We start from the raw sequence: 12,208 nt of genomic DNA, 5'->3' as shown, positions 1-12,208 counted from the left end.
CGCGGCCGGACGGACCGGGCCGGGGATGCAAAGGCCCCCCGCGCACCCGGCAGAGCTCACTTACCCTTGCTGCCTTCCGGCCCTGGGGGAGTTGGGCGAGGTGCCGCCACACGGGGGGTTGCCCCGAGCATAGGCGATTGGTCGCCGCGGTCTGCCGACAGGTAGTCTCCTCCGCGGAGGATTCGCCTAGTGGCCTATGGCGCTCGCTTGGAAAGCGGGTTGGGTTAACAGCCCTCAGGGGTTCGAATCCCCTATCCTCCGCCACCGCTGGCCAGCGCAGACGCCGGTTCCAGGCCCTCGGGCCCGGGACCGGCGTCCGGCCTCACGGACGATCGCGTCGCGGTGGACGGCGCCGCTGGCCGCGCCGAGCCGCGAGCAGTGCTCTCAGACGCTCGCCCGGTCCGCCGGGCAACACCACGGAAGCCGCGGGTGTCCCCCCACCGCCGGTCCCGGGCACTGCGGTCACCATGCGCACATCCTTGCCGCGGGTCCCCGGCCTGACCGTGGCCGCCTTCGAGGCCTGGTACGCCCGACCTTGGGGTGAGACGTGACCGCGATCACCGGCCGTACGGTCCCCTGATGAGGCTGCCCGTACCGGACCCCCGTGAGATCGCCAGCCTGCTGCCCCGCGCGTTGCGCCTGGTCAGCGACGCCGAGGACCTGCTGGTCACGGTCCGCGCCCTCGTCGCCCGCATCGAGACGACCCGGGTCGCCGCCGACGACGCGATCGTCCGCATCGACGCGACCGCGGCCCGAGCGGACGCGCTCGTGGTGCTGCTCGAGCCCTCGGTCGTGAGCCTGGCGCCGGTCCTGGAGAGGCTCGCCGACACCGCGAGTCCCGCCGAGGTCGACGCGCTGGTCGGGCTCCTCGACGCGATGCGCGCGCTGGTCGATCGGTTGCAGGACGACGTGCTGCCGGTCCTCGACAGCCTGTCCTCGGTCGCCCCGGACCTCGGCGACCTGCTGCTGGCGTCCCGCGAGCTCAACGAGCTGCTGGGCGGCCTGCCCGGGATGGGCCGGGTCAAGAAGCGCGTCGAGGAGGCCATGCAGGACGAGGCCAGCTGACGGGTCGCACCACCCCTCCAGCGCGGGCGCCGGCCCGTCGTCCGGGGTACCGCAGGGGCATGGAACCCATTCCCGAGACCCGGGTGGCCGTCGAGGAGCTGGCGGAGCTCACGGACGACGACGACCTGCTGGACTACCTCCACCGGTGCGCCAGCCTGGTCCGCCAGGTCGTGCCCGACTGCGTCGGCATCACCCTGGCCACCACCCACGACGGGCTCGCCTACACCCTCGTGGCCACCGACGCGGAGACCGCGGCCCTCGACGGTGCGCAGTACCTCGACGACGGCCCCTGCGTCACCGCTGCCCGCGACGGCGAGCGGCACTCCTACCACGCGGACGACCCAACCGACGAGGACCGCTGGCACCTGTTCGCCAAGGCCACCGCTGCGCGCGGCGTGGCCAGCACGCTCACCCTGCCCATCGTCGAGGGCGGCGTCGTCACCGGCACCGTCAACCTCTACGCCGCCTCCGCGCACGCCTTCGACGAGCACCACGACGCCGTGGCCCGCGTCTTCGGCGCCTGGGCTGCGGGCGCGGTCGCCAACGCCGACCTGGGGTTCGAGTCCCGCCGCGCCGCCCAGCGGGCTCCCGAGACCCTGCGCCGCAGGATGGTCGTGAGCCGTGCCGTCGACCGGCTGCTGGCGATCAGGGAGATCGCCCCGGCCGCGGCGCTCGCCCTGATCAGCGACGCCGCGCGCCGAGCCACGCTCGGCGTCGACGACATGGCCGCCCTGGTCCTGGCGGCGTACGGGACCGGGACCGGCGGCGAGACCGATGATCGCTAAGCCGGGCCCGGCGTCCGGTCCTCAGCCGGCCGACGACCCGTCGCGCAGCGGGTGCGCGAGCTCGTCGGCCGGCAGCCGGGCGGCCACCGTGGCCACGACCGCCGCCACGCCCGGCACGAGCGCAGCGATGTAGAAGGTCGTGCGCAGCCCGATGGCGCCGGAGACCGGGCCCACCAGCGCCATCGAGACCGGCATCAGGCTGATCGAGACGAAGAAGTCGAGCGAGGCGACGCGGCCCAGCAGGTGCGCGGGCACGCGACGCTGGAGCAGCGTCCCCCAGATGACCATGGGCGCGGAGAACATCACGCCCAGCACGAAGGCGGCCACGACCACCATCCAGACCGCCGTCGCGACCCCCATCACCAGGAACGGCAGGCACCCCACGCCCCACACCAGGTTCATCACGGTGAGGTAGCGCCGCGGCATCGGGAACGACGCCATGGCCAGCGAGCCCACCGCGCCGCCGATGCCGAACGCCGCGAGCACCTGGGCGTGGTCCGACGGCCCGCCGCCGAGCCGGTCCTTGACCAGGAAGGGGACCAGCACCTGGAGCGGTCCCATCATCGCCAGGATCATCACCGACGCGAAGAGCAGCGTGGCGAGCAGCCACGGCGTGCCCACCATGTAGGCGAAACCCTCGCGGATGTCGGCGAGCGCGGTCGCCACCGCCGGGCGCGGCTGGTCCGACGCGTCGGGGTCGCGGCGTACCGGCGTCCTCGGCACCGCCGTCAGGGCGAGCAGTCCCAGCGCGGCGGCGAGCGCCGCGACGCCGATCGCGGCGCTCGAGCTCGCGACACCGACGGCGACACCGGCCACCCCCGGTCCGACCGCGCTGCCGATGGTCGGGCGCACCATGCCCTCGAAGCCGTTGACCGCCATCAGGTCGGCCTGCGGCACGAGCGCCGGCAGCCAGGCGGAGTACGCCGGGTAGTAGAAGGCCGTGCCGACGCCTGCGACGAACGTGACCGCGGCCAGGTGCCACAGCCGGGTGAGGTCGGCGACGGAGAGCAGCCCGACGAGGCTCATGCAGGCGAGCTCGAGGGTCGCGACACCGAGCAGGATGGTCTTCTGGGGGACCCGGTCGGCGACCACCCCGGCCAGCAGCGCCGGCAGCAGCACCCCGACCGCGCCGGCGGTCGTCACGACCGAGAGCTGGCCCGGCCCGCCACCGATCCGGATCACCTCCCACACCAGGGCCACGACCCACACCCCGCTCGCGAAGGTGGTCAGGACCAGCGCCACGGCCAGGCGACGGTAGGCCGCGTGCCGGAACGGCGTCAGCGCCCGGGGCCACCGGCGGGTGGGCCCGCTCGACCCGGGGTCGGGCTGCGAGGGGTCCGGGTGGAGGGTCGCCTGGTCAGTCATCGCGCGCCCAGGTCTCCAGGACGACCTTGCCGAGTGCGCGCCGTCCCTCCAGGTCGGCGTGCGCCCGGGCCGCCTCGTCCAGCGGGTACGTCGTGGTCAGCGGTCGCCACTCCCCCGCGGCCACCTTGGCGAGCGCTCGCCCCGCGAGCCCGGGGATGCCGCCGGGCAGGGCCGCCATCCGGGCGCCCAGGCTCCAGCCGACGTTGATCCCGCGGGAGACCACGTCGCCGCTGTCGAAGGGGGTGGGGGCGCCGGCCGAGAAGCCGAACATCACCTGCCGCCCGCCGGGGCGCAGCAGCTCGAGCGCCGCCCGCCCCACCTCGCCGCCCACGCCGTCGTGGACGAGGGTGACGTCGCCGACCGTCTGCCTGACCCGGTCGTCCCAGCCGGCCTCCGCGTAGTCCGCCACGACCACGTCGCCGAGCGCGGCGAGCCGCGCGACCCGATCGGGTCCTCCGGCCGCGGCGACGACGGTCGCCCCGGCAGCCAGCGCCGACTGGGCGAGCAGCCAGCCCAAGCCACCGGCCGCCGACAGCACCAGCACGACGTCGTCGTGGCCGACGGGCTCCAGCTCGACGACGCCCAGCGCCGTGCGGCCGGTCCCGACGGCGGCCACGGCGTCGGGGAACGAGACCCGGTCCGGCACCGCGAAGAGCGTGCCCTCGGCGGTCACGGCCTGCTCGGCGTAGCCGCCGGGCACCATCCCGAGGTGGGCGACGACCCGCTTGCCCAGCCAGGTCGGGTCGGCGCCGTCACCGACGAGGTCGACGACGCCGGCCACCTCGCGCCCCGGGACGGTCGGGAGCTCCGGCAGGGCCATCGGCCCGCCCGGCTCCCCCCGGCGCAGCGCCGTGTCGAACAGGTGGACGCCGGCGGCCGCGACCGCGATGCGCACCTGGCCGGGGCCGGGCGTGAGGTCGGGGAGCTCGTCGAGCACCAGGTGGTCGGGTGGGCCGAAGGCGTGGAGCCGGATCGCGTGCACGGGACCAGTGGACTAGCTCAAGCGAGGTTGAGGTCAAGTGGTCCTCGCACTTGAAGCTTTCTTCAGCTTCACCAATGCTGGAGCCGTGACGCAGCTGACCATCGGACACCTCGCCGAGCGCGCGGGGGTCGCGCCGTCGGCGATCAGGTTCTACGAGGCGCGCGGGTTGATCCACTCGGTCCGCACCACCGGCAACCAGCGACGCTACGAGCCCCACACCCTGCGCCGGCTGGGCTTCATCCGCACCGCCCAGAAGATCGGGCTGAGCCTGGAGGAGATCGCCGCCGCGCTGGCGACCCTCCCCGAGAACCGCACCCCGACCAAGGCCGACTGGCACCGGCTGAGCAGGTCGTGGCGGCCCCGCCTGGACGAGCAGATCCGCCGCGTCGAGCTGCTGCGCGACCGGTTGGACGGCTGCATCGGCTGCGGCTGCCTGAGCATGAGGAGCTGCGCCCTGCTGAACCCCGGCGACGAGGCCGCCGAGCACGGCACCGGCGCCGTCTGGCTCGAACCCCGGCGGTGAGTGGCGCGGCGCCGTCCGCGACCGCTAGACCGGCTCGCCCAGGTCGCGCGCCATCCAGCCCGGGGTGTCGAGGCGGACGGGGGCGCCGCCGAGCAGTGCCGCCAGGTTGGCCTCGAGCGCCTCGAGCTCGTCCCGACCGATCTGCTGCTGCCACTGCGCGCGCAGCTCGTCGAAGATCTGCTCGCCCTGCCGCAGGACGTCGAACCCGAGCTCGGTGACCTGCAGCAGCTTGCGGCGGGCGTCGTCGGGGTCCGGGTCGCGGCGTACGTAGCGGCGCTGCTCCAGCACCGCGACGGTCTGGGCGGCCGCCTGCTTCGAGACCGCCATCCGGCGGCCGAGCTCGGAGGTGGTGCTGGCACCCGCCGCGATGGCCCGCATCGCGAAGTCGTGCACGGGGCGCACGTCGTCGTAGCCGCGCGCCGCGAGCTCCTGGGTCGCCGAGTCGACCAGGGAGCGGAACCCCCCGAGCAGCAGCAGGGCGAGGTCGGCGCCGGATCGCGACATGGGCGAAGGCTACGACGCATTGATCTCGACAAGGAACCTGTCTACAATCGACAATAACATTGTCGAAACGAACGAGGTCCACCATGCTCACCGCACCACGGGGCGCCACCATCCCGGGCGCCACCCACCACCGCGTCGAGGTCGGCGGGACGACCCTGCACCACGTCGCCGCCGGCGCGAGCGGGCCGCCCGTCCTGCTGGTGCACGGGTTCCCGGAGACCTGGTGGGCCTTCCACCGGGTCATCCCCCTGCTCGCCGCCCACCACCGGGTCCTCGCCGTCGACCTCCGCGGCTTCGGCGACTCCGACGTCGCACCCAGCGACCACGACAGCGCCCGCGCGGCCGAGGACCTGCACCACCTCGTCGCGCACCTCGGGGTCGGTCCGGTGCACCTCGTCGCGCAGGACATCAGCGGCGCGACGGCCTTCCGGCTCGCCAGCACCCACCCGCAGGACGTCGCCAGCCTGACGGCCGTCGAGATGGGCCTGGCCGGGTTCGGCCTGGAGGCGCTGGCCGACGTCACCCGGGGCGGCAGCTGGCACATCGGCGTCCTCGCCGCACCGGGCGTCCCCGAGCTGCTCCTCACCGGCCGGGAGCGGGAGCTCCTGGGCGAGCTCGTGGCTCCCCCGATGACCTCGGTCCCCGGCGCCGTCACCGACGCGGACGTCGACGAGCTCGCTCGCGGCTACTCGCGCCCGGGCGGGTGGCGGGGCGCGGCCGGCCTCTACCGGTCGATGCTCCGGGAGGGCCCCGAGATCGTGGCCCTCGCCGAGGCCCACCCCCTGCGCGTGCCCATCCTCGCCGTCGGTGCCGGCGGTGGCCCCTTCACCGCGGCCACCATGACCGCGACCGGCGCCTCCGACGTCACCTCGGTCGAGCTCCACGGCGTCGGCCACCACGTCGCGCTCGAGTCACCCGCCCGCCTGGCGGCCGCCATTGCCGACCACGTCGCCCGCGTCGATGACGGAGCCCAGGTCAGAGCAGCTCGGTCCGGTACTCCTCCGCGAGGCTGACGGCCAGCGCGCGGCGCTCGGCCTGCTCGGCGGGGGTGAGGTCCGGGGCCGGGGCGTCCCAGCCGGCGACGACGTCACCGACGCGGAGGAAGAACTCCTCCTGCCCCGCCGGGGTGCACATGCACAGCATCCGCGCAGGTGCACCCGAGGTGTTGCGGAAGAAGTGCGGGGCGTTGGCCGGGATGTTGACGGTCGAGCCCGCGGGGACCACGTGCTCGGCGCCGCGGAACGTGAACGTGATCTCGCCCTCGAGCACGGTGAACATCTCCTCGAAGTCGTGCCGGTGCGGCGGCGGCCCGCCGCCGGCGGGCACGTGCATGTCGATGAGGGTGTACCGGCCGTCGGTCTGCGCGCCGGAGACCAGCACGGCGTAGGTGTTGCCGACGAGCGAGATGAAGGTGAGGTCGTCGTCGGACGGGTCGACGACGACGAGGGATCGCGTGGGGTCGTCGTCGGGCAGCGGCGTCGAGCCGGTGGTGCCGGTGATCGTCATGGGTGCTCCTGTGGTCGGGGATTTACCTGCTCGAACAGGTAATGCCGGGAATCCATTCCCCCAGGCCCTTCCTGCCGACGAGTCCCTCGCCGCCTGCTCGGGCAGGGATAGGGTCGGGCCCATGCCCGCAGGACCAGGTCACACCCCGGCGACCGGTGCCGCCGCCGGCGGACCCGTCAGCCACGCGATCTTCCGGGTGGCGCGGCTGCACAAGATGCTCGCCGGCCAGCTCCTGCGGGAGACGGGGCTCTACCCCGGGCAGGAGCTGCTCATGATGCGGCTGTGGGACGACGGGCCCCAGCGCCAGGCCGACCTCGTCAGGACCCTCGACTCCGACGCCGCCACGATGACGCGGACGGTCCGGAGGCTGGAGCACGCCGGCTTCGTCCGCCGCTCGCCGGACCCCACCGACCGGCGTGCGTCCCTCGTCGAGGCGACGCCTGCCAGCCAGGGCCTGCGGTCCCAGGTCACCCGGATCTGGCGCGACCTCGAGTCGCTCACGGTCGGCGGGATGCCGGCCGAGGAGCGCTCGGCGACCCTGGAGGCGCTGCGACGACTCGAGGCCGTCCTCGTGGCGGCCGAGCGCCGCCGACCGGGAACCTGACCCTCCGCGACACCCTGGGTGCCGCGCACCCAGGATCCGCTCGACCTCCCTCCGGCCCGCCGCGACGTCCAGCCTGGGAGGCATGACCACCACCGACACACCCACCACCACCCCCACTACCGCCCATGACCCGAAGGTCGTCCTGGTCACCGGCGCCACCAGCGGCATCGGCGCGGCCGTCGCGCACCACCTGGCCTCGCGGGGTCACCAGGTCGTGGCGACCGGGCGACGGACCGACCGGCTCGCGTCGCTCGCGAGCGGGAGCGACGTCGCCGACGGCCCCGCCATCGACGCCCGGCCCCTCGACGTCACCGACCGGCACGCCTACGCCCGCCTCGTCTCGGACGTCGTCGCCGACCACGGTCGGCTCGACGTCCTGATCGGCAACGCCGGGGCGATGCTGCTCTCCCGGCTCGACGCCGGCCTGGTCGAGGAGTGGGACCGGATGATCGACATCAACGTCCGCGGGCTGCTGCACGGCATCGCCGCGACCCTGCCCGTCTTCCGCGACCAGGGCTCCGGGCACGTGGTCACGGTGGCCTCGATCGGGGCCCACCAGGTCTCCGAGACCGCGGGCGTCTACTGCGCCACCAAGTACGCCGCGTGGGCGCTGACCGAGGCCCTCCGGCTGGAGTCCGACCCCAGCCTGCGAGTGACCACGATCTCGCCGGGCGTCGTGGAGTCCGAGCTGGCCGCCCACATCACCGACCCGTACGCCGCCGGGCTGATGACCGGCTACCGCGCCGTGTCGATCCCGCCCGTCGCCATCGCCCGCGCCGTCGACTACGCGATCTCGCAGCCGGCCGACGTCGACGTCAACGAGATCGTGGTGCGCCCCACCGGCCAGCGCTGAGGCCGCCCGCCGGCAGCGGGGGCGCTAGCATCGCGAGCGTGTCAGCGGTCGAGCGCCATCGCATCTCGGTCTCGGGACCCGCGGGCGCCACGCCCATGCTGTTCGCCCACGGCTTCGGGTGCGACCAGTCCATGTGGCGGCTGGTGGCCCCGGCGTTCGAGCGCGACTTCCGCGTGGTGCTCTTCGACCACGTCGGGGCGGGCGGGTCCGACCTCACGGCGTACGACGCCGAGGCCTACGCCACGCTCGACCGCTACGCCCAGGACGTGCTCGACATCTGCCACGAGCTCGACCTGCGCGACGTCGTCCTCGTCGGGCACTCCGTCTCGGCCATGATCGGCGTCCTGGCGCAGGTCGCGGAGCCGGAGCGCTTCTCCCGGCTCGTGCTCCTCGGTCCCTCGGCGAGGTACATCGACGACGGCGACTACGTCGGGGGGTTCAGCGAGACCGACATCGCCGAGCTGCTCGAGCTGATGGACGGCAACAACCTGGGGTGGCAGCAGCCGCTGGCCGGGATGGTGATGCCGGGTCTCGAGCTGGACGACGAGCGGGCCGAGCTCGACGCCAGCTTCTGCCGCACGCGCCCCGACATCGCCCGGCGCTTCGCCGAGGTGACGTTCCGCGGTGACAACCGCGACGACCTCGCCCGGGTCTCGGTCCCCACGCTCGTCCTGCAGAACCGCCACGACTCCATCGCCCCCCTCCCGGCGGGCCGGTTCGTCCGCGACGCGGTGCCGGGGGCGACCATGCAGGTGCTCGAGACCAGCGGGCACTGCGCCCACCTGAGCGTCCCGGACGAGACGATCGCGGCCATCGACGCCTTCGTGCGCTCGTGACCGCCGATCCGGCCGCGCTCTACGACCACGCGCCGGCCGCCTACGTCGTCCTCGACCGCGACGACGGCCGGATCCTCGAGGTCAACCTCGAGTTCCTGCAGCTGGTACGCCGTCCGCGCGCGGAGGTGCTCGACCGCGCCCTCCCCGGCCTGCTCGCCGTCGCCGGGCGGATCTACCTCGAGACCCACCTGATGCCGATGCTCGACCTCAACGGACGCGTCGACGAGGTCGCCCTCGAGGTCGTCGCGGCCGACGGCGACCGAGTCCCGGTGCTCCTCAACGCCAACCTCGACCGCTCCGGCGCGCGCCCCGTCGTCCGGATGATCCTGTTCCGGGCCAACGAGCGACGGCGCTACGAGACCGAGCTGCTCCGCACCACGCGGGCCGCCGAGGAGGCCCGCCGGAAGGCCGTGGAGCTGGCCAGGAGCCTGCAGCGCACCCTGATCCCACCGGTGCCGCCCCGGATCCCACGCCTGGGCATCTCGGCCGTGTACCGGCCGGCCGGGGTGGGCGACGAGGTCGGCGGCGACTTCTACGACGTCTTCAACGTGGCCGCCGCGGAGTGGGTGGTCGTCCTCGGCGACGTCGCCGGCAAGGGGATCCCGGCCGCCACCGTCACCTCCTTCATCCGGCACACGGTGCGCGACCTCGCCATGCAGGTCGTCGACCCCGCCGACCTCCTGCACGCGCTGGACCGCGCCCTCAAGGCCCAGCCGACTGACAAGTTCTGCACGGTCGTGGTGCTCCGCCTCGTCGAGACCGTCGAGGGCTGGACGCTCGCCGGCGCGGCCGGCGGCCATCCCCTTCCCCTGCTCGGCACCCGCAGCGGCAGCGTGACCGAGCTCGGCGCGCCCGGGTCGTTGATCGGGATCGTCGACGACCCGCACTACGTGACCTTCCGCCACCGGTTGGCCGCCGACGAGTTCGTCACGCTCTTCACCGACGGCGTCACCGAGGCGCGGCGGGGCGACCAGTTCCTCGGTGACGAGGCGCTGCACCGGCTGGTCCGGGCCGCCGCGCACAGTCCCGGCACGCTCAGCGAGACCCTGGCCGAGGCGGCGGTGGCCTACCAGGAGGGCCTCCCCAGCGACGACATCGCGGTGCTGACGCTGCACCCGTCGATGCGGTCGTGACGCCCGGCGGCGCAGGGTCAGGCGGTGCGGTGGGGCAGCGCGCAGACCGTCAGGACCCGGCGGGCGATGGTGTCCTCGGCCGCGAGCAGCTCGACCACGTGACCGCCGGCCGAACCGTGCCGCATCGCTGCCGCGAGCACGCCGACGCCGGCGCTGGGGAGGAAGGAGACGCGGGACAGGTCGACCACGAGCGGACGCGCGTAGCCGCCGGTCCCCTTCTCGATGGCGTCGCGGAGCGAGACCGCGCCCGCCTCGTCGACCTCACCGGCGACGACCAGCGTCTGCGAGGACTCGTCGAGCTCCGCTTCGAATCGGCCTGGCTGCACGGCGTCACAGTACCGTGATCCCACCAACCCAGCGGGTGTGTCTGGCACCCACCGCACTCTGACATCGTGAACGTGGTCGCGCAGGACTCGGGGCGCGTCCACCACGGCATCCGGCGAAAGAGGCTTCGTGTACGACGATGACTTGGACGAGTCCCTCCCGGCACTGCACGACGCCGTCCTGCCGACGGCGCTCCCGGTGCTGCCGACCGTCGACCTCGCCGCCCGGTTCGGCGTGCCCGGCGACACCGGCGGCTCGACCGGCGCGTGGTTCGACGCCGTGGTCCTGCCGTCCGGACGGCTCGCCGTCGTCGTCGGCCAGGTCCCGGGCACCGGAGCCGTCCCGCCGGTCACCGCCGGTGGCCTCAACGCGGTGATCCGCACCAGCCTGCTGGGTCACGAGGACGTCGCCACGGCGCTGGGCCTGGCCGACCTGCACGCCCGGCACTCGGCCCCGGCGCGCGGCACCTCGGTGGCGCTGGGGATCATCGACCCCTCCGACGGCAGCCTGACCTACGCCACCGCGGGCCACGAGGCCCCTGTCGTGGCCGTGGCCGGCGGGGCCGCCGCGTCGCTGCCGCCGTCCGGAGGTGGCCTGCTCGGCGCCGGGGAGCGGCCGCCCGCCGGCCGGCACCCGTTGGGCACCGGCGACCTCGTCCTGTTCGGCTCACGGTCCGGGCCCGCGGCCGGCTCGTCCGACCACGAGACCGACCTGACGACGCTCGCCGACCGGGAGCGCGTGGTGGGCGACGTCGACGCCACCTGCGCCGCGATCGCCCGGCCCGTCGAGGGGGCCCTCGCCCACGGTGCCTTCACCGTCGTCGCGGCAGAGCTGCGCGCGACCCCGGTGGCCGACCTCGACGTCGAGCTCGCCCTGGACGCCGACACGGCGCGGGAGGCCCGCGGCGAGCTCGAGCGCTGGCTGGAGCAGCTCGGCGCACCGCGGATGGACACGCTCTCGCTGGTCCACGCGGCCACCGAGCTCGTGACCAACGCCGTCGAGCACGCCCACGCCGGCCCCCAGGGACCCGGGTCGTCGCACGGCACCGCGCGGCTGCGCGCCAGCTACGCCACGACCGGCGAGGTCGTCGTCGACGTCACCGACCACGGGCACTGGCGCCCCTACTCCCACGACGTCGCGCGGGGTCGTGGTCTGGCGATGGCGGCCGGGCTGGTCGACGACCTGGGCGTGACGACCGACGACCGCGGCACGCGCGCCCGGCTCCGGCAGCGGCTCTCCCGTCCCGTCGTCGTCGAGCGAGCCGATTCCCCTCGACGCCGACAGTCCGCCGACCAGCTCGAGATGAGCCACGACTACTCGGGCTCGGTCCGGATGAGCGGCAGCTTCCGGGAGGACGAGGTCGACCAGATGACCTACGCCCTGCTCCTCGCCTCGCGCGGCGGCACCCAGCCGATCACCATCGACCTTTCCGAGGTCACCGAGCTGTCCGCCGGGGGGCTCCGCCTGCTGGGCGAGCTGGTCGAGCGCTCCGCCGACGGGTCCCCGAGCCGCGGCGACGTCGTGCTGCACGCCGGCGCCGGGTCGGTCGCCCAGACCGAGCTGGAGCGGGCCGGCATCGCGCACCGCGTCACCGCGGCCGTGCACGGGCCCCGCCTGGGCTTGCGGAATCCTTGAGGATCGCGGCCCTCCGCACCCGCCGGACCACCTCGGACCGTCCCGAGGTGTCCGAGAACAGTCAAGTCCGGGAAACAGTTGTCGACCACGAGA

The 12,208-nt window shown here is 74.2% G+C and carries 14 protein-coding genes, 1 tRNA gene and 1 other RNA gene; 10 read left to right on the top strand and 6 right to left on the bottom strand.

What is annotated here, in order from left to right:
* Window positions 1-29: 29 nt before the first annotated feature.
* Window positions 30-120, bottom strand: an RNA gene (gene ffs, locus AC4MBH_RS00455) — signal recognition particle sRNA small type.
* Between the two features lie 55 nt (window positions 121-175).
* Here ffs and AC4MBH_RS00450 point away from each other — a divergent pair.
* The 3 genes from AC4MBH_RS00450 to AC4MBH_RS00440 all read left to right on the top strand — a co-directional run bounded on the left by AC4MBH_RS00450 (window position 176) and on the right by AC4MBH_RS00440 (window position 1,850).
* Window positions 176-264, top strand: a tRNA-Ser gene (locus AC4MBH_RS00450).
* 315 nt (window positions 265-579) lie between these two features.
* Window positions 580-1,065: a hypothetical protein gene (locus tag AC4MBH_RS00445; RefSeq protein WP_491792357.1), complete on the top strand. Its 486-nt coding sequence runs from the start codon at window positions 580-582 to the stop codon at window positions 1,063-1,065.
* Window positions 1,066-1,124: 59 nt separating this feature from the next.
* Complete coding sequence (locus AC4MBH_RS00440) at window positions 1,125-1,850, top strand: GAF domain-containing protein (RefSeq protein ID WP_491792356.1); 726 nt, start codon at window positions 1,125-1,127, stop codon at window positions 1,848-1,850.
* Window positions 1,851-1,871: 21 nt separating this feature from the next.
* Here the strand turns inward: AC4MBH_RS00440 and AC4MBH_RS00435 are convergent, their stop codons facing one another.
* Complete coding sequence (locus AC4MBH_RS00435; protein ID WP_491792355.1) at window positions 1,872-3,215, bottom strand: MFS transporter; 1,344 nt, start codon at window positions 3,213-3,215, stop codon at window positions 1,872-1,874.
* Window positions 3,208-4,197, bottom strand: coding sequence for a zinc-binding dehydrogenase (locus AC4MBH_RS00430; RefSeq protein WP_491792354.1), 990 nt, complete (start codon window positions 4,195-4,197; stop codon window positions 3,208-3,210). Before AC4MBH_RS00430 ends, AC4MBH_RS00435 begins: the two co-directional genes overlap by 8 nt.
* Window positions 4,198-4,282: 85 nt before the next feature.
* Here AC4MBH_RS00430 and soxR point away from each other — a divergent pair, with 85 nt between their 5' ends.
* Window positions 4,283-4,720: a redox-sensitive transcriptional activator SoxR gene (gene soxR, locus AC4MBH_RS00425; RefSeq protein ID WP_491792353.1), complete on the top strand. Its 438-nt coding sequence runs from the start codon at window positions 4,283-4,285 to the stop codon at window positions 4,718-4,720.
* A gap of 24 nt (window positions 4,721-4,744) precedes the next feature.
* Here the strand turns inward: soxR and AC4MBH_RS00420 are convergent, their stop codons facing one another.
* Window positions 4,745-5,224: a MarR family transcriptional regulator gene (locus AC4MBH_RS00420; RefSeq protein WP_491792352.1), complete on the bottom strand. Its 480-nt coding sequence runs from the start codon at window positions 5,222-5,224 to the stop codon at window positions 4,745-4,747.
* An 83-nt stretch (window positions 5,225-5,307) separates the two neighbouring features.
* Between AC4MBH_RS00420 and AC4MBH_RS00415 the strand changes: the two genes are divergently transcribed.
* Window positions 5,308-6,237 carry an alpha/beta fold hydrolase gene (locus AC4MBH_RS00415; RefSeq protein ID WP_491792351.1) on the top strand — a complete coding sequence of 310 codons (930 nt, stop codon included), beginning with the start codon at window positions 5,308-5,310 and terminating at the stop codon, window positions 6,235-6,237.
* On the opposite strand, the gene AC4MBH_RS00410 is transcribed toward AC4MBH_RS00415, so the two are convergent.
* A complete protein-coding gene (locus AC4MBH_RS00410) occupies window positions 6,200-6,730 on the bottom strand; it encodes a cupin domain-containing protein (RefSeq protein ID WP_491792350.1) in 531 nt (176 codons plus the stop codon). The genes AC4MBH_RS00415 and AC4MBH_RS00410 overlap by 38 nt on opposite strands.
* 121 nt (window positions 6,731-6,851) lie before the next feature.
* Here AC4MBH_RS00410 and AC4MBH_RS00405 point away from each other — a divergent pair, with 121 nt between their 5' ends.
* The 4 genes from AC4MBH_RS00405 to AC4MBH_RS00390 all read left to right on the top strand — a co-directional run bounded on the left by AC4MBH_RS00405 (window position 6,852) and on the right by AC4MBH_RS00390 (window position 10,156).
* Window positions 6,852-7,334 carry a MarR family winged helix-turn-helix transcriptional regulator gene (locus tag AC4MBH_RS00405; protein WP_491792349.1) on the top strand — a complete coding sequence of 161 codons (483 nt, stop codon included), beginning with the start codon at window positions 6,852-6,854 and terminating at the stop codon, window positions 7,332-7,334.
* Window positions 7,335-7,416: 82 nt separating this feature from the next.
* A complete protein-coding gene (locus AC4MBH_RS00400) occupies window positions 7,417-8,187 on the top strand; it encodes an SDR family oxidoreductase (RefSeq protein WP_491792348.1) in 771 nt (256 codons plus the stop codon).
* Between the two features lie 38 nt (window positions 8,188-8,225).
* Window positions 8,226-9,023 carry an alpha/beta fold hydrolase gene (locus AC4MBH_RS00395; protein ID WP_491792347.1) on the top strand — a complete coding sequence of 266 codons (798 nt, stop codon included), beginning with the start codon at window positions 8,226-8,228 and terminating at the stop codon, window positions 9,021-9,023.
* On the top strand, window positions 9,020-10,156 hold the full coding sequence (locus AC4MBH_RS00390; RefSeq protein ID WP_491792346.1) for a PP2C family protein-serine/threonine phosphatase: 1,137 nt from the start codon (window positions 9,020-9,022) through the stop codon (window positions 10,154-10,156). The genes AC4MBH_RS00395 and AC4MBH_RS00390 overlap by 4 nt, the downstream gene beginning before the upstream one ends.
* A gap of 17 nt (window positions 10,157-10,173) precedes the next feature.
* Here AC4MBH_RS00390 and AC4MBH_RS00385 read toward each other — a convergent pair whose 3' ends face one another.
* On the bottom strand, window positions 10,174-10,482 hold the full coding sequence (locus AC4MBH_RS00385; RefSeq protein WP_491792345.1) for an STAS domain-containing protein: 309 nt from the start codon (window positions 10,480-10,482) through the stop codon (window positions 10,174-10,176).
* Window positions 10,483-10,624: 142 nt separating this feature from the next.
* Between AC4MBH_RS00385 and AC4MBH_RS00380 the strand changes: the two genes are divergently transcribed.
* The gene (locus tag AC4MBH_RS00380; RefSeq protein WP_491792344.1) at window positions 10,625-12,115 is read left to right on the top strand and encodes an ATP-binding protein; all 1,491 of its coding nucleotides are present in this window, start codon (window positions 10,625-10,627) and stop codon (window positions 12,113-12,115) included.
* Window positions 12,116-12,208: the final 93 nt, after the last annotated feature.

It is taken from the genome of Nocardioides sp. WJ219 (assembly GCF_058559815.1).
This window is presented reverse-complemented; position numbering and strand designations above follow the sequence as displayed.